At 65.3% G+C, this 24,243-nt stretch carries 22 protein-coding genes; 5 read left to right on the forward strand and 17 right to left on the reverse strand.

Annotated features, from left to right (window positions below):
- Positions 1 to 2: 2 nt before the first annotated feature.
- The 6 genes from AAFN88_RS18600 to bluB all read right to left on the reverse strand — a co-directional run bounded on the left by AAFN88_RS18600 (position 3) and on the right by bluB (position 4,583).
- Positions 3 to 977: a D-glycerate dehydrogenase gene (locus tag AAFN88_RS18600; protein WP_347522092.1), complete on the reverse strand. Its 975-nt coding sequence runs from the start codon at positions 975 to 977 to the stop codon at positions 3 to 5.
- 105 nt (positions 978 to 1,082) lie between these two features.
- Positions 1,083 to 1,799 carry a hypothetical protein gene (locus tag AAFN88_RS18605; RefSeq protein ID WP_347522093.1) on the reverse strand — a complete coding sequence of 239 codons (717 nt, stop codon included), beginning with the start codon at positions 1,797 to 1,799 and terminating at the stop codon, positions 1,083 to 1,085.
- Between the two features lie 264 nt (positions 1,800 to 2,063).
- Positions 2,064 to 2,576 (reverse strand): hypothetical protein, encoded by a 513-nt coding sequence (locus tag AAFN88_RS18610; RefSeq protein ID WP_347522094.1) that lies wholly within the window; start codon positions 2,574 to 2,576, stop codon positions 2,064 to 2,066.
- Positions 2,573 to 3,160, reverse strand: coding sequence for a permease (locus tag AAFN88_RS18615; RefSeq protein WP_347522095.1), 588 nt, complete (start codon positions 3,158 to 3,160; stop codon positions 2,573 to 2,575). The genes AAFN88_RS18610 and AAFN88_RS18615 overlap by 4 nt, the downstream gene beginning before the upstream one ends.
- A gap of 132 nt (positions 3,161 to 3,292) precedes the next feature.
- Positions 3,293 to 3,706, reverse strand: a complete 414-nt coding sequence (locus AAFN88_RS18620; protein ID WP_347522096.1) for a DUF4168 domain-containing protein — start codon at positions 3,704 to 3,706, stop codon at positions 3,293 to 3,295.
- Positions 3,707 to 3,905: 199 nt separating this feature from the next.
- Positions 3,906 to 4,583, reverse strand: a complete 678-nt coding sequence (gene bluB, locus AAFN88_RS18625) for a 5,6-dimethylbenzimidazole synthase (RefSeq protein ID WP_347522097.1) — start codon at positions 4,581 to 4,583, stop codon at positions 3,906 to 3,908.
- Positions 4,584 to 4,852: 269 nt separating this feature from the next.
- Here bluB and AAFN88_RS18630 point away from each other — a divergent pair, with 269 nt between their 5' ends.
- Complete coding sequence (locus AAFN88_RS18630) at positions 4,853 to 5,716, forward strand: DUF2189 domain-containing protein (protein WP_347522098.1); 864 nt, start codon at positions 4,853 to 4,855, stop codon at positions 5,714 to 5,716.
- Positions 5,717 to 5,724: 8 nt separating this feature from the next.
- Here the strand turns inward: AAFN88_RS18630 and AAFN88_RS18635 are convergent, their stop codons facing one another.
- Positions 5,725 to 5,973 (reverse strand): hypothetical protein, encoded by a 249-nt coding sequence (locus tag AAFN88_RS18635; protein ID WP_347522099.1) that lies wholly within the window; start codon positions 5,971 to 5,973, stop codon positions 5,725 to 5,727.
- Between the two features lie 76 nt (positions 5,974 to 6,049).
- Entirely contained in the window at positions 6,050 to 6,787 is a 738-nt protein-coding gene (locus AAFN88_RS18640; protein ID WP_347522100.1) for a hypothetical protein, read from the reverse strand.
- 546 nt (positions 6,788 to 7,333) lie between these two features.
- Between AAFN88_RS18640 and AAFN88_RS18645 the strand changes: the two genes are divergently transcribed.
- Positions 7,334 to 8,731, forward strand: coding sequence for a DEAD/DEAH box helicase (locus AAFN88_RS18645; RefSeq protein ID WP_347522777.1), 1,398 nt, complete (start codon positions 7,334 to 7,336; stop codon positions 8,729 to 8,731).
- Positions 8,732 to 9,002: 271 nt separating this feature from the next.
- Positions 9,003 to 11,222, forward strand: a complete 2,220-nt coding sequence (locus AAFN88_RS18650) for a tetratricopeptide repeat protein (RefSeq protein ID WP_347522101.1) — start codon at positions 9,003 to 9,005, stop codon at positions 11,220 to 11,222.
- A 46-nt stretch (positions 11,223 to 11,268) separates the two neighbouring features.
- On the opposite strand, the gene AAFN88_RS18655 is transcribed toward AAFN88_RS18650, so the two are convergent.
- On the reverse strand, positions 11,269 to 12,498 hold the full coding sequence (locus AAFN88_RS18655) for a Zn-dependent hydrolase (RefSeq protein WP_347522102.1): 1,230 nt from the start codon (positions 12,496 to 12,498) through the stop codon (positions 11,269 to 11,271).
- 111 nt (positions 12,499 to 12,609) lie between these two features.
- Positions 12,610 to 14,019: a D-aminoacylase gene (locus tag AAFN88_RS18660; RefSeq protein ID WP_347522103.1), complete on the reverse strand. Its 1,410-nt coding sequence runs from the start codon at positions 14,017 to 14,019 to the stop codon at positions 12,610 to 12,612.
- A gap of 231 nt (positions 14,020 to 14,250) precedes the next feature.
- On the opposite strand from AAFN88_RS18660, the gene AAFN88_RS18665 reads away from it, so the two are divergent.
- Together AAFN88_RS18665 and AAFN88_RS18670 are read left to right on the forward strand one after the other, a co-directional pair.
- A complete protein-coding gene (locus AAFN88_RS18665; protein WP_347522105.1) occupies positions 14,251 to 15,261 on the forward strand; it encodes a DUF4340 domain-containing protein in 1,011 nt (336 codons plus the stop codon).
- 120 nt (positions 15,262 to 15,381) lie between these two features.
- Positions 15,382 to 16,125 (forward strand): DUF72 domain-containing protein, encoded by a 744-nt coding sequence (locus AAFN88_RS18670; protein WP_347522107.1) that lies wholly within the window; start codon positions 15,382 to 15,384, stop codon positions 16,123 to 16,125.
- A 282-nt stretch (positions 16,126 to 16,407) separates the two neighbouring features.
- Here the strand turns inward: AAFN88_RS18670 and AAFN88_RS18675 are convergent, their stop codons facing one another.
- The 7 genes from AAFN88_RS18675 to AAFN88_RS18705 all read right to left on the reverse strand — a co-directional run bounded on the left by AAFN88_RS18675 (position 16,408) and on the right by AAFN88_RS18705 (position 24,239).
- The gene (locus AAFN88_RS18675) at positions 16,408 to 17,355 is read right to left on the reverse strand and encodes a polysaccharide deacetylase family protein (RefSeq protein ID WP_347522108.1); all 948 of its coding nucleotides are present in this window, start codon (positions 17,353 to 17,355) and stop codon (positions 16,408 to 16,410) included.
- A gap of 1 nt (position 17,356) precedes the next feature.
- The gene (locus AAFN88_RS18680) at positions 17,357 to 19,033 is read right to left on the reverse strand and encodes an iron ABC transporter permease (RefSeq protein WP_347522109.1); all 1,677 of its coding nucleotides are present in this window, start codon (positions 19,031 to 19,033) and stop codon (positions 17,357 to 17,359) included.
- 22 nt (positions 19,034 to 19,055) lie between these two features.
- Positions 19,056 to 20,600: an amidohydrolase family protein gene (locus AAFN88_RS18685; RefSeq protein ID WP_347522111.1), complete on the reverse strand. Its 1,545-nt coding sequence runs from the start codon at positions 20,598 to 20,600 to the stop codon at positions 19,056 to 19,058.
- Between the two features lie 79 nt (positions 20,601 to 20,679).
- Positions 20,680 to 21,723, reverse strand: coding sequence for an extracellular solute-binding protein (locus AAFN88_RS18690; RefSeq protein ID WP_347522112.1), 1,044 nt, complete (start codon positions 21,721 to 21,723; stop codon positions 20,680 to 20,682).
- A gap of 94 nt (positions 21,724 to 21,817) precedes the next feature.
- Positions 21,818 to 22,309 carry an ureidoglycolate lyase gene (locus tag AAFN88_RS18695; protein WP_347522113.1) on the reverse strand — a complete coding sequence of 164 codons (492 nt, stop codon included), beginning with the start codon at positions 22,307 to 22,309 and terminating at the stop codon, positions 21,818 to 21,820.
- A 20-nt stretch (positions 22,310 to 22,329) separates the two neighbouring features.
- On the reverse strand, positions 22,330 to 23,355 hold the full coding sequence (locus tag AAFN88_RS18700) for a putative sulfate exporter family transporter (RefSeq protein WP_347522114.1): 1,026 nt from the start codon (positions 23,353 to 23,355) through the stop codon (positions 22,330 to 22,332).
- Positions 23,356 to 23,495: 140 nt separating this feature from the next.
- Positions 23,496 to 24,239: a GntR family transcriptional regulator gene (locus AAFN88_RS18705; RefSeq protein ID WP_347522115.1), complete on the reverse strand. Its 744-nt coding sequence runs from the start codon at positions 24,237 to 24,239 to the stop codon at positions 23,496 to 23,498.
- Positions 24,240 to 24,243 lie beyond the last annotated feature (4 nt).

Here is a 24,243-nt window from a genome sequence, read left to right on the forward strand (position 1 = left end):
GGTCAGGCCACCCGGTCGGCCGGCTCCTTGCCCGCAAAGATGGCGTCCAGATTGTCCAGGGCGCAAAAGCCCATTCCGTCGCGGGTCTCCAGCGTGGCGCTGCCGATGTGCGGCAGGCCGAAGACGTTGTCGAGCTTGCGGTACTCCGGGTGGATGTCCGTCGGCTCGCCGTTGAAGACGTCGAGGCCGGCGGCGGCGATACGACCGGACTTCAAGGCGGCGATCAGCGCCGCGTCGTCGATGACCGCGCCGCGCGCCGTGTTGACGACGATGGCGCCTTCGGGCAGCAGGGCGATGCGCTCGGCATTCAGCAGACCGGTCGTCTCCGGCGTTGCCGGGCAGTGCAGCGACAGCACGTCGCAATGGGGCAGCAGGTCCTCGATGGTGGCGTGGTAGGTGGCGCCCAGCGCCTTCTCCGTCTCCGCATCCAGGCGGCTGCGCTTGGTGTAGTGCACCGCCATGTCGAAGCCGCGGGCGCGCTTGGCGGCAACCTGCCCCACGCGACCCATGCCGATGACGCCGAAACGCTTGCCCGTGGTCTGGGTGCCGACCATGAAGGCCGGACTCCAGTCCTTCCAGCCGGCCTCGCGCACCAGGGCCACGCCCTCCGTCGCGCGCCGCGCCGCGCCGAGCATACAGAGGATCGCGATCTCGGCGGTGGCGTCGCTCAGCACGTCCGGCGTGTTGGTGACGATGATGCCGCGCGCCTTGGCCGCTTCGGTGTCGACATGGTCATAGCCGACCGAGAAATTGGCGATGGCCTTCACCCGCTGCGGCAGGCGGCCGATGACCTCCGCGGTGAACTTCTCCGTATGGCAGGGCAGGATCGCGTCGGCGCCGGCCGAGATCTCGACCAGTTCATCCGCCGTATAGAGCCTGTCGTCGGGATTGAGGATGGCCTCGTAGTCCCTGACCAGCCGGGCCTCCACGGCCTCCGGCAGCTTGCGGGTCGCAAAGACGACCGGCCTGTCTCCCATGTTTGTCTCCCTAAATGAGGTATCGGTTGGTTCCGCGCATCAAAGCAGGCCGCCCGGCAAATGACAAATCGGCCGAGCGGCTTTGCCGCTGGCAGGAAACTGCCGCTAAAGCAGACCCCATTCTCCGACGGCAATGCCGTAGACGATGGAGCCGCCGACCAGCACAGTGACGGCGCCGACCGCCGCCTGCAGACTGCGGTTGGCCCAGGTGAAAAGCCGCGCGGTAAAGCTGAGCGGTACCGCTATGACGGCCGAGAGGACAGCCATGCCGAGGATCGAACCGAGGCCGAACAGCAGGATGTAAACCAACGCCAGGGGCACCGATTGAGCCGAGCCGAGGGCCAGCAGCACCAGAGCGGCGGAACCCGCCAGGCCATGGACCATGCCGACCGCCAGGCTGCGCAGCGGCAGGCCCTTGGGATGGGCGTGCTCGTGGTGCTGCGGGTCGTGGCCGTTCTCTTCGCGAGCGTGCTTGTGGGCGTGCAGGTGCATGACGCCGTCGGCATGGCGGTGGGCGTGAAAGTGAACGCGCTCCCGCCACAGGCGGCGCAGCAAAGTGGCGCCGAGGACCAGCAGCATGACACCGACCAGGAACTCCAGGCCCTGAGCCCAGCTCTCCGGGACAGCCCCACCCAGATAAACCACCAGGCCGCCCAGCAGCAACAGGGTCAGCGTGTGCCCCACCCCCCAGACGGCGCCGTGGCGTACCGCCGTGCGCAGCTTGCGGCTATCGGCCGAGATGCTGGCCACGGCGGCGACGTGATCGGCCTCGAAAGCATGCTGCAAGCCGATCAGAAACCCCAGAAAGAGTGCGGAAACCATCTATGCCGGTCCTTCAACGAAACGCAACTGGCCTGGCGGTCCGGGCCAGGCACCGCAATCGCACATGTCAAGCTCCGCCTAGGGGGGTAGCGCCCGAAATGTCCGTCGATTCTGTCGCGTGATCGGATCCAGTATTGGTCAAGCCGGTCGGGCTGCCAAGCCCCGATGCGCCGCATCGCCCGGGGAGCTTTAGGGGGCGGTTTCCCCCTGGCGGACCGCCGGCCGCACGCAAACGGAACGGCTTCAATCGGACCATGAAAGGGTCTACTGCCAGGCCGCCGCCAGTCCGGCGAGCTGCCCCGCGGCGAAACCCAGAAGAACCGGCAAGGGCAGCGCGCAGGCCAGACGCCGCAGGGTGGCGGCGCGCCCGGTGATCGGCAGCTCCCAAACCAGGGTGCGGTTCAGATTGTAGAGGCCCCAGGCAGTCACGAAGGCCATGATCTGCGGTGCGCCGCCACCGACCTCCAGCGCCGCGCCGCCCACGGCGAAGGCCAGCAGCGGGCCGCCCGGGGTCACTGCGCCGAGAGCGCTGGCGATCAGCAGGCCCGCGACGCCGGTGTCGCCGCCGACCGCCGCCGCCACCGCCTCGGGCGGCACAAGGGCGGCAATGAAGCCGGCGCCCAGCACCGCGCAGAAGATGCGCGGGGCGACGAGGCGCGCCTGGATCAGAGCCAATTGCAGCGAACGGTGAAAGCTGCCGTCGTGACGCTGCCAGGCGATGCGCCCCAGAACCACGACCGCGCCGTAGAGCAGCAGGCTGGCGATGACGATATTCATTCGCCGGCTCTCCCTTCGCTTCGGGCATTCTCGGCCTCTTCGCCGGCGACGGTCCCGCCGGCGAAGACCAGGCGTGCGGCCAGTCCGAGCAGCAGCGGCACAGCGAGGCTCAGCCCGTAGCGCAGGTAAACGAAGTCGTGGCTGAAGAATGACATCTCCCAAACCAAGGTACGGTTGAGATTGAGCAGCGACCAGCCGGTGAGGAAGGCGGTGGTGGTGCCGATGTCCGCGCCGGCGCCGCGCAGCGCCACGGTGAGGGGGAAGGCCATCATCGGCCCGCCCGGGAGCAGCGCCCCGGCGAGCCCGGCCAAGAACAGTCCGCGCAGGCCCGAGCGCGCGCCCATCCAGCGTGCCACCTTGTCCTGCGGCAGCAGCACGGTCAGCAGCCCGGCCAGCAGCACGCCGCCCACGACCTTGGGCGCGATCGAGAGCAGCAGCGTCAGGTCGCTGCCGAGAACCGAGAAGAAGACCTCGGGGCCCTTGATTACATAGCACGCCACCCCCGCCGCCAGGGCGATCAGGGCAACAATCAGCAGGCCGACGTCGCCCTTCGGGCGACGCACCGAAGCAGGCAGGTCCGGCACGCTTTCACTCCAGCAGACACTCCACGCCGGAGAAGGCGAAGAAGGAAGGAGCGCAGCTTAGCACCGGTCCCTCCGCCGGCACTAGCGACGGCAGCGACAGGCTGCCATGCCGCTGCCGCAGACCAGCGGGAGTCAGTGCGCCTGGGCCAGCAAGGTCATGATGTGATCGTAAAGCCGGCTATCCCGGTCGGCTGCCTTGGTGATGTCGTTGTACTGCTGCAGCGTCAGCCCCAAGGCCTCGATCTCGCCGATCATCTCGTCCGTCGCCTCGCGGGTCAGGCTCGCGGCCTCCTCGTCACTCCCAGCTTGCGCGATCCTGGGCCGCCAGGCGCTGTCCACCGCCCGCACCTTCAAGACCGCGGAGACGTAGGCCTTCAGCGCTTCCTGGCTGAACCCGCCCACCTCGCCCTCCGCGTCCGCCTGGACGAGCTGCGGCAGCCGGCCCGGCAGCGACCAAGCGGCCTGACCCGGCGGGAGCGCGCATGCCAGGGCGAGCGGAACGGCCAAGCTGGCACGGCAGCGGATGAGGAATCGGAAACGTGGCATGACCGAGCCTTTCGTCGAGATCTGAGGAAAAAACGGCCGGCCAAAAAGCCGATGTCCGGCGCTCTAACTCTTCGACTCGAGGCCTTGCCCGCTATTCCCGACGCCCGTCGGCGCACCGGAAATGACACAACCGGAGATGCTCAGAAAGCAGCGGCGCCAACTCCCTTGCGTCGCAATGAGATATGGCCGGGGATTCTTCTCACCGGGTGACGAAGAGATCGCCCGCCGCGCGGCGTTCCTCCCAGCCGCGGCGGGCCAGTTCCGGATCGTCGTGCTCCTCCTCGGGATAACCCAGGCAGAGGTAGGCGACCAGGCGCCAGCTATCCGGCACCTCCAGGTCGCGGCTCAGTGCCTCGGCATCCAGGATCGACACCCAGCCGAGGCCGATGCCGGCGGCGCGCGCCGCCAGCCAGAGGGTGTGCACGGCACAGACCGTCGAATACTGCAGGGTCTCCGGCATGGAGCGGCGGCCCAGGCCGTGGCCCTGCTCGGGCGCGCACTCGCAGAACACGGCGAGCTGCTCCGGGGCGTCATCCAGGCCGGAGAGCTTCAGGCGTGCGTAGAGCGCCGCGCGGGAGCCTGAATAGTCGGCCAGCGCCTCGGCGTTGGCGGCCTCGAAGTTGGACCGCACCAGCGCGCGCCGCTCCGGGCTGGCCACGCGCACGAATCGCCAGGGCTGGCTGAGGCCGACGCTGGGGGCCAGTTCAGCCAGGACCAGCAGGCGCTCCAGCATGCCCGGCGGCAGGGGCTCGCTGCGGAAGCGGCGCACGTCGCGCCGCCACACCAGCAGCGCTTCCAGCTCGGCCTGGAAGGCGGGTCCGAAGACCGGCGCGCCCTCCTGCGGCGGGTTTTCCCCTTTCGGCGATTCGGCGGTCATGGGCGGCACTATCGTTCCGCGGCACCGCCCGCCGCAAGTCCGGGTTTGCCTGCGCAGGGTCCGGGTGAGCAGGAGGTCTGGAAAAACAACCAATTGTGAAGAGACATAGGCCACCCAACGGCTTATCCTCTAAACGAATCGATAAGGTCTCGGCGCCCTTGCGGCCGGCGACCGGTGATGGCGTCGCGCCAAGGAGCGGCCGGGCCACCCATAGGAGCCCAGGGCGAAGGCCCACGAGGGCTCCGACCGGTGACACGTGAGGGATAGCTATGGATACCATTCGCAACCCCATTGAATGGGGCATGGACAAGTTGCGGGAGGCCGGCACCGCCGTGGAGACGGCCGGCGGCTCCATTCATGGAATCAACAGTCAGGCCGCCGTCCATCCCGCCGTGCGCCGCATCGGGCTTGCCGATCTGCGCGACGCCCTGAGGAAAGGCGCCGACGACTTCGCGGCCTACCGCACCGATGTCATCTTCCTCTGCATCATCTACCCGGTGATCAGCGTCGTGCTGATCCAGACGGTCTTCCACCAGGGCATGCTGCCGCTGCTGTTCCCGCTGGCCGCCGGCTTTGCGCTGGTCGGCCCCATCGCCGCCATCGGCCTCTACGAAATGAGCCGGCGGCGCGAGCGCGGCCTCGAGGCCAGTTGGATCAGCGCCTTCGCCATGATCCGCGCACCCTCCTTCGGGCCCGTCCTGGTGCTGTCCGTGATCCTGGTCCTGCTGTTCCTGCTGTGGCTGGGCGCCGCGCAGGTGATCTTCCTGGCGACCTTGGGCCCGGAGCTCCCGGTTTCGCTCAGCGCCTTCGTCTCCGACGTGCTGACCACCGAGGCCGGCTGGTCCATGATCGTCCTCGGCCTGGGCGTCGGCGGCGTCTTCGCCGTTGTGGTGCTGACCATCAGCGTCGTGTCCTTCCCGCTGCTGATCGACCGCCCGGTGGGCGTCGCCATCGCCGTCGGCACCTCGCTGCGCGCCGTCGCCGCCAACCCCGGCCCCATGGCCGCCTGGGGTGTGATCGTGACGACCGGCCTGCTGCTCGGCTCGCTCCCCGCCTTCCTGGGCCTGGTCATCGTGCTGCCCATCCTGGGCCACGCGACCTGGCACATCTACCGCAAGGTCGTGGTGGGGTGAGAGAAAGCCTAGACGGCGAGCTTTGAGTCACGGCCGTTGCGTTTCAGGTAGTCGAGACCCGCTGAAGTAACGCTGACCAGCGGATCGGCCGTGCCGTCCTGCTTGCGTTCGACGAGGCCCCTGTCGACCGCGTCCTCCCAGACCGGCAGGCGCGGACAGGAGGTGCGCCAAGCTTCCATCACCTGCGAATAGGGCCGCGGTTGCACAGCGACCCATTCCACGAGGTCCAGGATCAGGGGTTCGTGTTCTTCAGCCATAGCGGGACTCCCCGAACGAAGCGGCGGCAGAGTCTAGCACCGCGCGCGCCGGCGGGCCACTTAGCCAGCCCCGCGGCTATACCCCGGCCTCTGCAAGGTCGGGCGCGAAGACGGTAAGGAACTCGATGGAGAGTGGGAAGATGATCCAGGAGAAGAAGAGGAAGATCACGAAAGCCGCGCAGGACCTCCATCGCCCGACCTGCGCCAGGGCCCGGAAGGCGCCCCAGACTACGATCATCCAGGTAAGATCCACGAGGATATAGATCAGGAAAGCGCCGAGGATCGACAGGCCCTGCATCATGAAACCGGGATTCTCCATGAAGAACGCATCCTGCGCGGCCAGATCCTGCGGCGGGATCGCTTCCAACTCCTCCAATACGCTCAAGGTCTCGGGCAAGGGATGCAGGATCATGAGGATGGCCGCCACCAGGAAGACCTGCAGCACGGCGCCGATGGAGATGTAGTACAGAAAGGCGAGCAGCACGCGGCGCAAGGAAGGACGCGCACCGACGATCAGCCAGCTCACCTGCAGAGCCGCCAGCGTCAGGCCGAAGAACAGAACAGCGTAGGCGGCCATAAAGGCGATGATGCGTCCCAGACCCTGGTCCCTCGGCAAGATGAGGATACCGACCGCGTTGACCACCGCGGCCACGATCACGAAGAAGGAAAAGGCGCGCGCAAGGTTTTCGGAATTGTAGACGGTGGCGCTGCCGAGGAAGACCTTGGGCCCGCTAAGGAAGTCGATAAAGTCTTCCAGGAACTGGCGCGACCTCGCCATGAGGAAGGCCCTGGCGTCCTTCACAAGCGCGTCCATTCTCCGCCCCCCTCGATGCTTCCCCCGGCCGCCCTTGCGGGCGCCTCCCACCGGCCAGGCCCTGAGATCATTGAGAATAAACAAATCGGGGAGGACAGCAAAACGCACCGAAGGTTGCAGGCTGGAAGCCTTCCCTGGGCGTCGCGGTTCCGTCCTCGGCTATCGGCGAGGTACTCACAACCCGGATAATCGGCGGTTTCCTGCCGCTTCAGGCTAAATTAGGTGCAATGCAACATAACTTTCCTTGACTTCGGTCCTAGAAAGGCGCATCTAGCCGTCAACGATATCCCGCGATCGCGCGAAGGATGGCTCCTGGCGGGCCAATCCCTCATCGCGGGAACCATCTTCCCCAAAGAAATTCCGTTTGCTCCAGGTGCGCGTGGATGACGGCAACGCGCTCCCCGGCGTTTTCGCCTGTCCGAGTGACAGCACGCCCGGCGCAGAAGGACTCTGTTCGTGAATACCGTTACCGATACCAAGACTGATACCCAGACTGCCGATACCAAGGCCGTCGATACCAAGACCGTCAAATTCGCCGAGCTCGGCCTGGCCGAGCCCCTGCTGCGCGCGCTGACCGCGGCGGGCTACACCACCCCGACGCCGATCCAGGCGCAGTCCATCCCGATGCTGCTGAAGGGCCACGACATGCTGGGCCTGGCGCAGACCGGCACCGGCAAGACCGCCGCCTTCGCATTGCCGATCCTGCATCACCTGGCCGCCGAGAAGGTGCATGTGGCGCCGAAATCGGTGCGCGCCCTGATCCTGGCGCCGACCCGCGAGCTGGCCGTGCAGATCGGCGACTCGTTCAAGACCTATGGCCGCGACCTGCGCCTGCGCCACGCCGTCATCCTGGGCGGCGTCTCCCAGGGCCCGCAGGTGCGCTCCCTGTCGCGCGGCGTCGACATCCTGATCGCCACGCCGGGCCGCCTCATGGACCTGCTGAACCAGCGCCATCTGCGCCTGGACAAGGTGAGCCACCTGGTGCTGGACGAGGCCGACCGCATGCTCGACATGGGCTTCATCCGCGACGTGCGCAAGATCGTCGCCGCCCTGCCGAAACAGCGCCAGTCGCTGCTGTTCTCCGCCACCATGCCGGGCGAGGTGGCCAAGCTGGCCGCCGAACTGCTGCACAATCCCGAGCGCGTCGAGGTGACGCCGCAGAAGGTCGCCGTCGAGCGCATCGCCCAGTCGGTGCACCACGTCATGACGCCGGACAAGCGTCCGCTGCTGGAGAACCTGCTGCAGGATCCGGCGCTGGCCCGCGTCATCGTCTTCACCCGCACCAAGCACCGCGCCAACCGCGTGGCCGAGCAGCTTGAGAAAGCCGGTATCTCCGCCGACGCCATTCACGGCAACAAGTCGCAGAACGCACGCCAGAAGGCTCTCGACGCCTTCCGCAAGGGCAAGGCGCGGGTGCTGGTCGCCACCGACATCGCCGCGCGCGGCATCGACGTTTCGGGCGTCACCCACGTCATCAACTACGAGCTGCCTAACGAGCCGGAGAGCTACGTCCACCGCATCGGCCGCACCGCGCGTGCCGGAGCCGAGGGCGCGGCGATCTCCTTCTGCGACTCCAGCGAGCGTGCCTACCTGCGCGACATCGAGCGCCTGATCAAGCAGCGCATGGAGGTCGTCGGCGACGCGCCGGCCAACGACGACTACGCGCGAGAGCGTCCCGCCCGGAAGCAGGGCCCGCGCAAGCAGGGCCGTGGCGGCCGGCCCGGGCGCAAGCCCGCCGCACAGGCGGAAGGCCAGAAGCAGGGCGAGAAGAAGCAAAGCGACAAGAAGCGCAGCTACAAGGGCCTGGCTTCCGGCGGCGGCGCCAAGAAGAACGGCGAAGCCAGGGGCAACGCCAACTCCGATGGCGGCCAGCGCCCCTTCAAGGGCCGCCGGCGGGGCAAGCCGGGCAATGGCAGCGGCCAGGGGCGTTCCCGCGCCGCCTGATCCCGGCTCTCGCCTGAGACTGAAAAAACTTCCGAAGGCCCCTGTTCAAGGGGCCTTCGTCGTTTCCACCCCAGCTTTCCGCGGCAGGCTTAACCATGCTCCGCCAGGGACTGCGCGGACTTGGCGGCAAGGGCGCGCGCCGGCGGTGCGGAGCGTTTGCGCGGGCCCGATTCCCCGCTAAGATCGGCCCTACGACCCGGGCGGCGGCGTTAACCAGCCGGACCAAACCGGGCATGACGGGGACGGTTGTTTTCGGGGTAAGCCAAGGGCCATGTCAGCTTCCCGCCTCTTCGCCGCGGCGATCTTCGGTGCCGTGCTGCTGCCAGCAGCAGCGGCGGCGGCGCCGACAGCCTGCAGCGACGGGGCCCGCGCGCTTTCCCTGAAGCACTACGACAGCGCTATTTCCAGCCTGAACGACTGCCTCGCGCGCGAAGACCTCTCGGCCGAGCAGCGCGTTGCCTTCCTCGCCGACCGGGGCGACGCCTACATCGAGAGCGACACCTACGACGCCGCTGCCGCCGACTACGCCCGCGCGCTGGAGATCGGGGGTGCGGACGTGGAGCTGCGCCTGGCGCTCGGCCGCGCGCTCTTCTTTGGCGGCAAGGCCGAGACCGCCCTGGGCGCCTTCGACCGTGTCATCGCGCTGGACCCGGAGAATCCGGAAGCGCACTACTTCCGCGGCCTGGCCCTGCGCGATACCGGAGACCTGCGCGGCGCCGTGCGGGCCCTGTCGACGTCGATCGCGATGGAAGCGGAGTCCGCCAACGCCTTCTTCTACCGGGCCAGCAGCTTCGCCGAGATGGGCCGCCTGGACGCCGCCGTCGCCGACTACGGCAAGGCTATCGAACTCAACCCCTTCGATGGCTGGGCCTTCGTCGGCCGCGGCGACATCTTCATGGACCAGGGGCTCTACGAGCGCGCCATCACCGACTTCGAACAGATGATCCTGATCGAACCGCAGAGCGCCGTCGGGTTCAGCCGCCGGGCCGGCGCCCTTATCGAACTGCGGCGCTACGACGAGGCCCTCCACGACATCGGCAAAGCCATGGAGCTGGATCCCGGGGGCGCGGACGCCTTCGTCCAGCGCGGCATGGTCTTCATGGACCGGGGCGACTTCGAGAGCGCCGACGCGGACTTCAGGGAGGCCATCCGGCGCGAACCCAAGAACGCCTGGGCCTACAACAACCGCGGCAACAGCCTTTTCCACCAGGGCCGCTACAAGGACGCAGTCCCGGTTTTCGACGTGGCCCTGGCGATCGACCCCGACTACGGCATCGCCTATTACAACCGTGGCCTCGCCCGCGCCCGCCTGGGGGACTACAAGACCGCTCTGGGCGATTTCGACGCCGCGGTCCGCCGCCTGCCGGGCGATGCCCCGGCGCACTACATGCGCGGCCGGGCGTACTATTTCACCGGCGCGCCGGCAAAAGCGGAGGCGGACTTCACCCGCGCCCTCGCCCTGGCGCCGCGCTATGCCGAGGCCCATGTCGCGCGCGGCCTGCTGCGCCACGACCGGCAGGACTTCACGGCCGCCCTCGACGACTACGGGCGGGCCCTGACCCTCCAGCCGGGCATGGCCTGGGCCCTCAACCACAAGGGTCGCGCTCTCATCGACCTGGGCCGCTACCGGGAAGCCGTCGAAGCGCTCGACGCCGCGGTCGCCGTGGAGGCCGACTACGACGCGGCGTTCTATCACCTGGGCAATGCCCACTTCCTGCTGGGCGACTACCGACGGGCCTTGGACAGCTACTCCGCCGCCGCGGCCCTGGACCCACAGGACAAGGACGTCCTGCTGCAGCGCGGGCGCACCCTGGCCGCTCTGTCGCGCTACGAAGCCGCGCTCCGCGATCTCGACGCCGTCATCGATCTCGCCCCGGACGACATCGACGCCTTCGTCTATCGCGGCCAGGTCAACGGCGGCCGTGCGCGCTTCGCCCGGGCGCTGGCCGACTTCGACCATGCGGTGAAGCTGGCCCCCAAGAGCCCCTGGGTGCTGAACAACCGGGGCCTCGCCTATGCCGGCAGCGGCGACTACGCCGCGGCGATCGTCGACTATTCGGCGGCCATCGAGCGCGACAAGGGCTACTACGCCGCTTACCAAAACCGCGGCCTGGCCTATCACGAACTGCGCGCCCTGGCCGCGGCCCTGGACGATTTCAACCAGGCCGCCAAGCTGCGGCCGCAGGATCCGGAAGTCCTCTTCGCGCGCGGCGACGTGCATTACGACCTGGGCGATTACCAAGAGGCCGTCGACGATTACAGCGCCGGCCTCGAACTGCTGCCCGACAGTATTTCGGCGCATTGGTCGCGCGGCCTGTCCCTCGCCCGGCTCAGCCAGGCCGCGGCGGCGCGTCAGGATCTCGACAGGGCCCTGGAACTGAGCGGCGCGGACGAACGCCGCCAACTGCTGCGCGATACCTGCAGCGAGCTGCTGAGCCAGGGCAGCATCGCCCTCTCCCTCAGCTACTGCAGCCAGCAGGCGACGCAGTAGGGCGCGACAGTTCAGACTTCTGCCGCTTCAGGGGCTCGGCGGCCTGCTACTGCGATGCGACGGAGAGCATGACCTGCAGCAGGACGTTGGCCCCGGCGGCGATCTCCATCGGGGCAGTGTATTCCCTGACGTTGTGGCTGATGCCGTCCTTGGAAGGCACGAAGATCATGGCGGTGGGGCAGTTGGGCGCGAACATCTGGGCGTCGTGGCCGGCGCCCGAGGGCATGCGCTTCACCGAGCAGCCGAGGGCGGCGGCGGTCTCGGCCACGAGGCCCACCATATCCGGGTCGAAGTCGACCGGCTGGAAGCGCACCAGCGTCCGTGCAGAGACCTCGACGCCTTCGGCCTCGGCCAATTCGCGCAGCTTTTCGGCCAGTTTGGCCTCCGCCTGCCGCAGCTTCTCCTCGTCGGTGTTGCGCAGATCGACCGTCACCTTGGCGCGCCGCGCGATGACGTTCACCAGATTGGGCTCCAGTTCGATGACGCCCACGGTGGCCACCTGGTCGCCGCCCATCTCGCGGGCGATCTCCCGCGCCGCGGTGGCGATGGCCGCGGCCACATAGCCGGCGTCGTGGCGCAGGCGCAGGGGCGTGGTGCCGGCGTGGTTGGAGGTGCCGGCAATGGTGTATTCGGTCCAGGAGATGCCCTGCACGCCGGTGACGGCGCCGATCTCGACGCCCTCTTCTTCCAATACGGGCCCCTGCTCGACGTGCAGCTCGAAGAAGGCCTTGGCGCGGAAACCGCCGACCGGCGACTCGCCGGCATAGCCGATGCGCGCCAGCTCGCCGCCCAGCGTGGTGCCGTCGATGCCCCGGGCGGCGAGGCAGTCGTCCAGGGCGAGCAGGCCCTGGTGCACGCCGCTGCCCATCATGTCGGGGGCGAAGCGCGCGCCCTCCTCGTTGGTGAAGAAACCGACGGCCAGCGGATGACGGGTCGTCACCCCGGCGGCGTTCAGGGTCTCGACGACCTCCAAGCCGGCGAGGACGCCCAGGTTTCCGTCGTAGAGGCCGCCGGTGGCCACCGTATCGATGTGGGAGCCGGTCATGACCGGCGGACCGTCGGTTTCGCCCCGGCGCAGGCCGACCACGTTGCCGATGCGGTCGACGGTGACTTCCAGGCCGAGCTCGCGCATCCAGCCGGCGACCAGGTCTCGGCCCGCCTTGTCCTCGTCGCTCAGCGCCAAGCGGCAGACGCCGCCGCCCTGCAATGCCCCGACCTGCCCCAGGCGGTCAATGCGGTCCATCAGACGGTCGAGGTCGATGCGCAGGTTGCTCATGTCGTCTCTCGCTGCCTGGTCCCTCGACGGGACCGCCCCTTCGGGAGCCCCTCACCTTCCCGGGGGCCGCCGCCAAGGAACCTTGGGGACGCCCACCGGATGCCGGGCCCGCTAAGAGGCCAGAAAACGTCCGGGCCGATTCTCCGTCATCGTCCCCTTCTCGTAAGTCACCGCACCGTTCACCAGCACCATATCGATGCCGGCAGCGGGCTCTTCCGGATCGTCGTAGGTCGCGCGGTCGATCACGGTGTCGGGGTCGAAGAGTACCAGATCGGCGTGATGGCCGGGCTTGACGAGGCCGCGCTCGGCGAGGCCCAGCACCTTCGCCGTCTGACCGGTCATCTTGGCGACCGCCTGCTCCAGGCTCAGATCGCCGCGCTCGCGCACATAGTGGCCGAGCACCCGCGGGAAGGTGCCCCAAAGCCGCGGATGCGGGCGCTTGTCGTGGGGCAGGCCGTCGGAACCGACGAGGCTGGGCGGGAAGGTCAGGATGCGGACCAGGTCGTTCTCGTCCATCTGGTGGTAGACGGCCCCGCCGGGGCGCAGGCGCTCCAGGGCGGTGATGACGTCGCAGCCCCACTCGGCGGCGATCTCCGCCAGATCGCGCCCCGCCATGTCGGGATGGCTGTCCGACCAGGCAAGCGTCACCTTGCGCGACTCCTTCACGGTGCGCTCCATCAGCACGGTCGAACTTGCCGTGTAGGGGTAGAGGTCGAGATCGATGGACAGCGTCTCGCGGGCTTCGGCGATCATCGCCAGCGTCGTCGCCGAGAGACCGAAGTTGCCCTCGCCGCAGCACTTGTGGTGGGAGATGAGAGTGCGCACCCCGCTTTGCCGCGCGATGGAGATGGTCTCCGCCACCGAAGCCACCACGCCGCCCGCCTCGTCGCGCATGTGGGTGGTGAAGAGCCGCCCGGCGGCAGCCACGTCGCGGGCCAGAGCGACGATTTCCGAGGTCGGCGCGAAGCGCGAGGGCGGATAGGCCAGGCCGGTGGAGAGCCCCAGCGCGCCGGCCTCCAGCGCCTCGGCCAGATCGGCGCGCATGGCCTCGATTTCCGCCGCCGTCGCAGGGCGCTCCATCCGGTCCATGGTCCTTGCGCGCAGCGTCATGTGGCCGACCAGGGCGGCGACGTTCACCGGCCCCGGCGTCTCTTCCACCCAGCGGCGGTAGTCCGCAAAGCGCGGATAGGCGAAATCGGCCGCCTTGCCCAGCAGATTGATGGGGGCGATGACCTCATTCCCGTCACGAAGCGGCGAAGGCGCCAGGCTGACGCCGCAGTTGCCGACCACCACCGTGGTCACGCCCTGGCTCACCTTGGGGAAGCTCGCCGCCGCGTCCAGCGCCGCGCGGTCGTCGTGGGTGTGCACGTCGATGAAGCCCGGCGCCAAGACCCGCCCGGCCCCCTCGACCACTTCAGCGGCCTCTCCCGCGAGACCCCTTTCCACGGCGGCGATGCGGCCCCCGGCCACGGCGACGTCGGCGGCAAACCCCGCCGCGCCGCTGCCGTCGACAACGGTCACGTCTTTGAAGACTCTATCCCAGTACGCGATGGTCCCTCACTCCCTCGATACGTCGGCACCCCGAAAGCCGAATTCGCCCGATGGCGGGCTCGGCCAAATCTCCCACCTGCCCCGGTGTTAACGATTTCCTGCCCTGACTCTGCCATGATCGCTTCCTGAAATAGGAAGCCTGCGGCCCTTTTCTCCGCACCCGACATACCTCTATCCGAGCCTTTTAGAAAGCCCCAGAGCATGGGAAAGATCTTCGCCGTCATCGGCGGCCTGCTGGCGAGCGTGATTATCGCGGGCATCGCCTTCACGATTCACGAGACCGGGGTCCGGGACGCCCGAAAGCATCCCGCGGTCTTCGACTTCGCGGCTGGAGAGGTCGACGCCATCGCCATCGAGGGGCCCGGCGGCCAGCAGATCAGCCTGCGGCGCGGCGGCGGCGGCTGGGTTCTGCCGGACCTGGGCGACTTCCCGGCCGACGCCCGCGAGGTGAACGACATGCTGGCCCGCCTTCTGCAGGTCGAGCGGCACCTGCCCATCGCCTCGGACCCGCAGGCGCTGATCGGCTTCAAACTGGCCGACGACGACTTCGAGCGCCGCCTGACCCTTTCCGGCGGCGGCAAGGCCTTGGCGACGGTCTACATCGGCACGCCGGAGGGCCCGCGCCAGGTAAGTCTGCGCCTGGCCGGCGAGCAGACCGGCTATTCGGTCCACTTCGGCCTCTATGACGCCTCGGTCGCGTTTGACGACTGGTTCGACCGCGGCTTCCTTCAAGTCCCCAAGGAGGACATCGCGGCCATCGAGGTGAACGGCCTGCGCCTGGTGGCCGATGCCGGCGCGGCGGGCGGCTGGCGGCTCGCCGTCCCTTCCGCTGTCGGGCCGGCCGGCGACGGCAAGGCCCCGTCGCTGAACGCAAAAGCCGCCGACCGCCTGGCCGGCCTGCTCGCCGGGCTGCGCGTCGAATCCTTCCGCAGCGACGAGGCCGACCCGGACTATGCCCTCGACTCGCCGCAACTGACCCTGGCCATGACCCGCAGGGACGGCAGGACGGTCACCTACCTACTGGGCCGCGGTGCTCAGCAGAAGGACTTCTCCCTCAAGGTCTCGACCCGGCCGGAGCATTTCCGCCTCTCGGTCTACGCGGTCAACAAGCTCATCCACGCCGCCGAACGCGACGCCCTGCTGCCCCCCGAAAGCGACAAACACGCCACCGCCACGGCGACCAACAAGGCCGCGGCCAGCAGCCACAACTGATCCCCCCTTTCCCCCGTTACGGAAACTGTCGGGGTGTTGTCAGTTGCAATCCCCCGGCGATGGCCCGAGGCTTGCTCGCCCGGCGGTTCCGGGACGGTCATCAGCGCAAGGAGGTCAGCGGTGGCGAAGGGCAGGATCTACACCGGCATCGGCGGCTGGACCTTCGAGCCGTGGCGCGGCGTCTTCTACCCCAAGGGGCTGGTGCAGCGCCGCGAGCTGGAATACGCCAGCCGCGCCCTCACCTCGATCGAGATCAACGGCACCTACTATTCCAGCTTCAAGGAGCCGAGCTGGATGAAGTGGCACGCCGAGACGCCGGAGGGCTTCGTCTTCTCGGTCAAGGCCTCGCGCTACTGCACCAACCGCAAGCAGCTTGCCGCCGCCGCGGAGTCGATCCAGCGCTTCCTGGGCCAAGGCCTGCACCTGCTGGGCGCACGCCTGGGGCCGATCAACTGGCAATTCATGGAAACCAAGAAGTTCGATGCCGAGGACATGGTCGACTTCTTTACGCTGCTGCCCAAGGATATCGAGGGCGTCCCGCTGCGCCACGCCCTGGAGGTACGCCATCCGAGCTTCCAGGACCCCGCCTTCTACGACCTGGCGCGCCGGCACAACGCCGCCATCGTCTATGCCGACCATGAACGTTTCCCGCGCATCGACGAGCCGACGGCGGATTTCACCTATGCCCGCCTCATGCAGTCCCGGGAAGAAGAGGAAACCGGCTACAGCGCCAAGGATCTCGACGCCTGGGTGAAGCAGGCAAAGAAATGGGGCAAGCGCGGCGACGTCTACGCCTATTTCATTTCCGGCGCCAAGGTGAGGAACCCGGCAGCGGCGACGGCCTTCATCGATAAGTTGAAGTAGCGCCGGGGTCTCGTCGTCCAACGGCGATTTCCGAAGGAGACCACCTCTCCACCGTTGGGTCTTTTCGGTTCCTTGAGGCCGCGAATATCATCATTCCGGCTAGGCACGCAGGCACCCCACGCTGAGCGCCCTCCGCGCAGAACACCTCCATCAGCGTGCCAGGGGGCGTTCCAGGACAATCCAGATGCCGGACTGGCTTGACGGCTTCCTGCCGGCGCCACAATCCGAGCATGTCGGATACACATCCGCGGCGCGGGCAGGGCAGCAAACTGCCGGATCGCCTCACAGGCAAGCCGTCCTGCGGTGGTGACGATGCCAATGATGGGCGATTTCACTTCGCGTGCAGATCCAAACGGACTCATGCGCCAAGACGTAGTCTAGAAACCGTCGCAGCCCATGCGCGCGCATTGGGTGTCCGGTAATTCTGGCGTGCAATCCGATGGACATCATCCGCGGAGACACCTTGCCTTCCTCGTAAAGATAGTCGAACGCCTCTCGCAGCATCGTGAAATACTGCTCGCCGGTCACCATGCCACCACCGGAAAAGCGGCTGTCATTGGTGGAAAAGGCATAAGGGACAACCAAGTGTTCCTTACCCAGAACGGTGACCCAGAACGGCACCTCATCATTATAGCTATCCGAGTCATAGAGGAAGCCGCCGTGCTCCACCAGCAATCGCCGCGTGTTCTCGGATGCTCCGTACCTGCAATACCATCCCTCCGGCGCCCGGCCGACCGTCCGTTTCAGCGACTCCACCGATCGAGCAATACGTTCGCGTTCTTCCTCTTCACTAAGGCGGAACGGCTCCTCCCAGCGCCATCCATGGCAAACGACATCGATAGCGTTGTCCCGAATGAACTCCGCGATCATCGGATTGCGCTCCAAGGCGACCGCGCAAGCAAAGGCCGTCCAAGGAACTCCCCGATCCCGGAACAATCGCAGCAGTCTCCATATGCCGACGCGGCTGCCATACTCGTACATCGATTCGAACGCAAGATCACGATGACCTGCGGGCAACCGTCCGCCCGGAACCTCGGCCAGGCCTTTCTCAGCCTGCGGGTCGCCATCGGCCGGCGTGTACTCCGCCCCCTCTTCGATATTCACCACAAACTGCACCGCCAGCCTGGCGTTACCGGGCCATTTCGGATTAGGCGGCGTCGCTCCGTAGCCGACCAGGTCACGCGGAAAAGGCGTATTCATGTTTTGCGCATTGCTTCCTTGGGATGACATCTCAGACAGGACTCCCCTGTGCCCGCCCAAAGATGCGTGATGCGCCGAGGGCAAGAAAAATGATGGCGGCCTGAATGAGCGAGAGAGCGGCTACGTTCGTGAACGAGCTATGCGCCCAGAGATCGAAGACCGCCACGGAAAGCACAACGGTCTTGCTGTTGTACAGAAGCGCCGATGCGGTGAGCTCCTTTGTCACCGAGATAAACAGGATGGTCCAACCGGCCCACAGCCCGGGCGCCAAGAGCGGAAAAGTCACCGTGCGCAAGACCCGGGCCCAAGACGCACCCATGACGCTGGCGCATTCCTCGAGGCTCTTGTCGATCTGGACAAGCGTCGCAGATACAGCACGAATACCATAGGGAAGAAAGATCGTGATGTAGCAGATAGCCAGAATCCACAGCGTTCCGTAGATCGGCACCACTGGCACTTTCGTCCAAGCCCACAGCAAGCCAACCGAGAAGACCACAGCCGGGACGGCGATGGGAATCATCGAAATATACTCAAGCAAGCGGCGTCCGGGCAGATCGGAACGATGCAGCATCCAGGCAATCACGACGCTGGCAAGCAGGATCACGGCGCCTGCCGAGAAGGCCAGCAGCAACGTGTTGACGATCGCGATCATCGTCGGCGCGTGATCGTTAATCACGTAGTCGAAGTTCTGAAGAGTGAACTGAACGTACTCGAAATCGAAAGTGATCCATTCAACGAGCGAGGCGAACAGCAAGACGCCGATTGGCAGGATCACGGCGATGGCGATGTAGAAGAAGGCGATCGCAAACAACGGCAGGCGCCACCCGCGCATATCAATCAGCTTGGGACGGAAGCCGCGCCCGGTGACCGTCGTGAACTTCTTCGTCCCCAGCACCTTGAACTGCAGATAGACGCCGACCGCCGTGAAAGTGAGAAGCGAAAGCCCCATAGCCGACGCCGCGGCATAGTCCGGCTGGAATCCGGTGACGAACTGATAAATCTTCGTGGTCAGGACGTGATAGCCGTTGGGCATTCCGAGGATGGCAGGAACGCCAAACTGCCCCACCGCCAGCACGAAGACCAGAAGGGAGCTGCCCAATATGGCCGGCATGATGAGCGGCAAGGTGATACGCAAACTCGTCCTAACCTGATTGCTCCCGAGAACATGCGAGCTTTCTTCAAGCGAGGGATCCATCGACCGCAGGGCGCCGACCGCAAAGAGGAACGGGAAAGGCGCAAAATAAATTCCCATGACCCAGATGATGCCGAGAGGCGTGTAGATGTCGAAAACCGGCGTGTCGGCGACACCCAGTTTCATCAAGATCGCATTCAGGGCGCCACCCTCGTTGGGAGACGCCAGAAGCGCCCAGCCGACCGCCCCCATGAGGGGCGTGAGATAGAAGGGAATGACGATCAACGCTTCCAGAAGCCCGCGGCAGGGAACGTTGGTTCGCGCGACGATCCAGCCGAGGCCCACTCCAAAGACGACCGCGACGACCGTACTTCCAATGGCGACCACCATGCTGTTGCCCAGCAGAGCTATGTCATCGAAGAGTACGAAGTAGCCGCGAAAGGCCGAGGATAACCCGCCATCCGCGGATATCGGTTCGAAGCTGGCGGTGACCAGCATGAACAAGGGATAGCCCACCAGGAACAGCACGCAGGCGGTTAAGGCGATAAACGTGCTTAATTGCAGCTTGTCGGTCATGAATACGCCTTTTCAGTCTGCTCTAGTTTCGAGCATTCATGCGATAGAAAGGTTGGTGAGAACCGCAACCACACATCGGATCCGGCTCATAAAGGTCCGGCGCATGTCGGCGCAGTTTTCGGGAAAGCTCTAAGCGGCCTTGCTCTTCCGCAGTCAGCGGGGCAGCCAGCGAGTCGGCCAACTCTTTCAGGATGGCGCCTCTATCGATTCGAGTGAATTCCCGGTTCAGCAGGATCGGCTGACCGGCGACGATCACGGTATCGACATCGCGCGACTTGGCTCGCCCAAGCACCGCCTCCAGAATGGGCACGCCCCGGTCCAAATAGGGATATGATATCGCATTCCAATCGACAAGGACGACATCGGCGGCCTTTCCGGGCTCCAGGGTGCCGATCTTCGAGGCGAACGGCGTCGTCTGGGCGCCGTACTCCGTGGCCATTCGGAAGACCTGGGTCGCAGTGGGCACCCGGTCATGGACTCCGGGTTCGCGGTGGAGATTAAGGACCATCCGCATTTCCTGCAGCATGTCCCTGTCGTCGTTTAGCCCCGCTTCATCGATGCCGATGGCAACCTTGACCCCTCGCGCTTCGAACGCATTCAGCGGCGCCACGCCGTCCCGCACCCGGAGATTGGAACTGGCATTGTGACAGATCATGGTGCCGGTATCCGCGGCAAGCTCAATGTCCGCCTCGGTGAACCAAACCCCGTGCCCGACCGTGAGGCGCGGCCCGAGCATCCCCAAGCGATGAAGATGCTGAAGGGCCGTTCCGCCGGAACGTTCTGCCGCGTACTGCTTTTGATAAACCGTCTCCGACAGATGCATATGCATTGGGACGTTGTACTTGGCGGCGCAGTCACGAATGAGCTCGAGCGCAGCGTCGGAGCACCAATGCAGGTTTGAAGGCGCCAGCTGGATCTCGACTCGCGGCGAACTCTCGTGTTGACGATAGAGAGACTCAAACAACGAGATATTGTCTTCGAGCGGAATCGTCTGCCTTGTCAAGGCTTCGGACAAGCTCCGGCCTACGTCCTCCGGCAGGCGCGATACGTAGTCTTCGTCGCTGATATAGGAGATTCTGTTCTGGTCACGCACCGAGTGGGAGTATGAAACCCGCATGCCGATCGCGTCATAGGCTTCAATCACCTGGTTCGCCCGCTCCACCATCTGCTCGACCGTCCCGCCGAGGCGATTGTGGAGATGCTGCACCGTCGTCACGCCCGATTCGATCAACTCGAAGGCGGAGTAGAGCGTATCGAGATACAGATCGACGTTCCGCTTCCCAAGCCGGCTGAGCCACCAGACCTCCAGCGCCTCATCGACGGCGCCCATCTGCAATGGGGTCAGCCCGACATGGTGATGGCTGTTGACGAGGCCCGGCATCGCGACATGCGTCTGGGACCCGATAATCTCGTCGGCGTCGTACTTTTCCTTCAGCTCACTGGATTTTCCCACCTCGACGACGATGCCGTCGCGCTGGTAGATGGCGCCGTCCTCCACGATTTCCACGTTATGGCGGTCGAGCGCGCGCGTGATGACGTACTTGCCGAGAATAAGCGACGAAGCCATGGTCTATCTGCCTTGTAAGGAGCTGCCGCGCGGCGGGATCTCTCGCCCCGCCGCGCGCGATTGCCGAAACGTGGAGATGCTATTTGGCGAGCATCTTCCACTCTTCAATAAACTCTTCCTTACTGTTCAGTAGCCCTTCATAGGAATCCGGAAGCAGCGTCTTGAGTGCCGACAACTTGGGGCTTCCTTGTGGCGGGTCGACGTCATCGCGCGCGGAATAGTCGCCGATCGCCTCGACCATTACACGCTGACCCTCCTGAGACAGGACCCAATCCACGAAGAGCCTTGCCGCATTCGGATGCGGCGCGTCCTTGAGGACGGAAATCGGCTGGACACCGAGAGGAACGCCCTCCACCGGCCAAACGCCCTTGAACGGCGTCTTCTTGCTTTGCGTATATTTCCAGATGAAATAGCTGGTCGTCTCGCCCGCCAGATGGAGTTCGCCACGCAAGACCGCCTCTACGATTGCGACGTTGCCGCCATAGATAACCGGTTCGTTCTGCGCGACCTGCTTCCAGAAATCCTTCCCCATGTGCTGCCGGAGAATGTACCACTGAAGATGCTGCAGGCCGGAGGTCGAATCCTGAAAACCCAACTTTCCGCTGAACCTCGGTTCGGTCAAAGCAGTCCAGGAATCCGGGGCGTCTTCCGCTTTGATGCGCGTGCCGTTGTAGCCCATGTTGAGGGTCGTAATACGCCAACCCGTCCAGATGCCGGGTTCCTTATAGAGATCGCCGTAGTTGTCCTGCTCCGGCGTCACAAAAGGGGCAATATCGCCTTGTGAATGCAGGGTCAGAACCGTGCCCATGTCCCCCGTGTGGAACACGTCGGCGACCTTCCTCCCGGCCTCGATCTCGGCCTGGAGTTTCGACATTACACGCCCGGCAGTGCTCGAATAGTACTCACTGACGTCGATGAACGGGTACTTCTCGTTGAACACCGAGAGCATTCGGCTTGCGAGGCCATCAGGTGCTCCCGTGTACCAGACAAGCTTCCCTTCTTTGCGCGCCCCTTCGATCAGTTGGCTGCGGTCGAACTCTTCGGCGACGGCGGAACCTTCGAACGTCACCAGTGCCGCCAAACTCAACAACGAGACGAATTTGCCGATTCTAGATGCAGACATAGACATTCTCCCTCCAAGTATTCTTCATTCATTTGTTAATCTTCGAATATGATATTCCATATTCCATATTACGGTCAAGCGGCAGAGGCCCTTCTCAGCTCGCGGATTTCGGCGGCAGACTGATCCGAAGGTCCTCCGTCAGGCTGAAAATCTCCTGATCGTCTTCGAGCGAGCGGCAGTACCTCACCGCCAGGTAGGACCCGCGCTGATCCGCCAGGCACAAAGGCGCGTGCCAGACACCCCTTCCAAACCGGATGGCTTGAGTCTCGTCCGCAAAGAAGGCGCCGACCGACTTCAGGTCAGGGCGGCCATCGGCCCCGCTGGGGCAAGCGATCACGAGGTAGCGCGACAGTTTAACGGGAACGAAGAGCTGCGTAGAAAGACCGTGACGTTCGAAGATGGGGATCCGATGCGGAAAGGAACTGGCATCCTTCGTCCCGTAGGCCACATTCAACGGCCTGTCGTGATCCACGAGTTCGGGCGTGACGAAGGTTTCCAAACGCTTGTCCGCCGACCCGCTGATCGTCAGCACTTGACCGAACGGCTGGAAGCTCACTGGATCGACAGGCGCCGCGCTTAGAATCAACCTTCTTCCTCCTCTTTGGGCTAGATCCAGGAAAAACCCAGGATCACGACCAGGATGAACGTCAGTAGAAAGACCGTCTCCATAACCAGGAGGCCGAGCGCGCGCGGGCCTATCGTGACGACAGCGCCGATGGGGGTCTTGATCCCGATCGCGGCGACGGCCATGAGAAGGAACCAGCGCGACACCTCCACGAGAACGTCACGCAGACTTGGATCGAGACCGACCCAGGTGTTCCAACATACCAAGGCTAGAAAGCCCAGAAGGAATGCCGGGACCGGTGCCCGCGACTCGTCACCGCGCCGGGCACCGAACGTCAGGCCGATAATGAAGACCGCCGGCAGCAGCAAAGCCACGCGCAAGAGCTTTGTCAGCGTCGCTTGATCTCCGATCTCGACCGACATGGAGTAGCCGGCGCCAACGACTTGCGCGACATCATGAATGGTCGCGCCCAAAAGCAGGCCATTCTCCGATTCGCTGAACCCAAACGCGATGCCGAGCAATGGATAAAGGAGCATGGCGATCGAACTCAGGACCGTGACGCCGAGTATCGTAACGCTTGTCTCACGCTCCATCTTATCGTGCCGCGGCAGGACCGCCGCCAGCGCCAAAGCAGCCGAAGCGCCACAGATTGCCGTGGCGCCGCCGGTCAAGGCCCCAAAGCTGCCGCGGAAACCCAGCAATCGGGCCCCCAGAATACCCGCCAGGATGGTTGCGACGATCGCCGCCAAAACCGTGACGAGGGAAGAAAGCCCGAGGCCCTGAATTTCGTAGAGAGTGATCCGCGCGCCCAGCAGCACAATCCCGAAACGCAGGATCGCGCTTGCCGTGAAGGCAATCCCGCGCCTTGACTGATCGTGATCGATGACGGAATGCAACGCGATTCCCAGCAGCAATGCCACCAGCATATCGGGGATGCCAAGCTGGTCGTCGACGAACCGCGCCGCAAGAGCGACGACCACCGTCATCGTGACGCCGGCGACAAGCTGGCGCTGCCGGCTGGACGATTCCGGCATTTTCTTGGACGAAGGGCTGGCGGGATAGCTCATGATCGGATTCGTATGGCGCTCATACCTGAGAAGCAGGCGTAATCAGAGGTTCAGGCTGAACGCCTTTCGGCCTCGCCTGGGAATATCGCTTACCTATGCGGTCGACTGGAGCAGGCCGACTTAAAGTCGGCGATGCGGCATCACTCCGCCGAAGCGGCGTTGCGGCGGTCGAAGGCTTCCAGGTTTTCCCGCCGGGTATGGACCACGTGCTCTCGGGCCGCTTCGGCAGCCCCTTCCGCGTCGCCCTCGGCAATCCGCTGGGCGATCGCGACGTGATCTTCGCCATACTTCACGAGGTCGTGTATCGGCGGAAGGTCGCGAAGCCGGAGCAAGGAGCCCAAGTCAAACAGGTCGCGCAGCATGCTCGACATCCTGCTGTTCCTGGCGCAGTCGGCGATAAGGGTATGAAAGATGACATTGGCCTCGTGAAAGCCGCTGATGTCGCCGGACTTAGCCACCTTCAACGAATTCTTAGCTGCCTGTACGATTGCGCGCTTCTCCGCTTCGCTGGCCCTCCGGGCAGCATTGGCCGAAACGAGCACCTCTATCGCCTCCCGCGTTTCCGACACTTCCTGGAATGCCTCGCGCGACGGCGTTATAACCTGCCCTCCACGACGCCCCCAATCCACGATCAGGCCAACTCGCCGCAGCTCCAGGAGCGCCTCGCGTACCGGCGTCTTACTCACCGACAGGCGTTCCGCGAGACTGTTCTCGGTCACCCTCTCACCTGGCTCTATCGTGCCTGCAATGATCGCCTGGCGAATCGCCTCGTAGACCTTTTCGGCCAGTGACTTCGGGCGCCCTCCAAGGGACAGTTCCGACTTTTGATTCGGGCTTGGAATTTTCGGACGGAGCACGACCTCCGCGTCCTCGCTGCGCTTCATTGAA

The organism is Pelagibius sp. CAU 1746 (assembly GCF_039839785.1).
Taxonomy (GTDB): domain Bacteria; phylum Pseudomonadota; class Alphaproteobacteria; order Kiloniellales; family Kiloniellaceae; genus Pelagibius.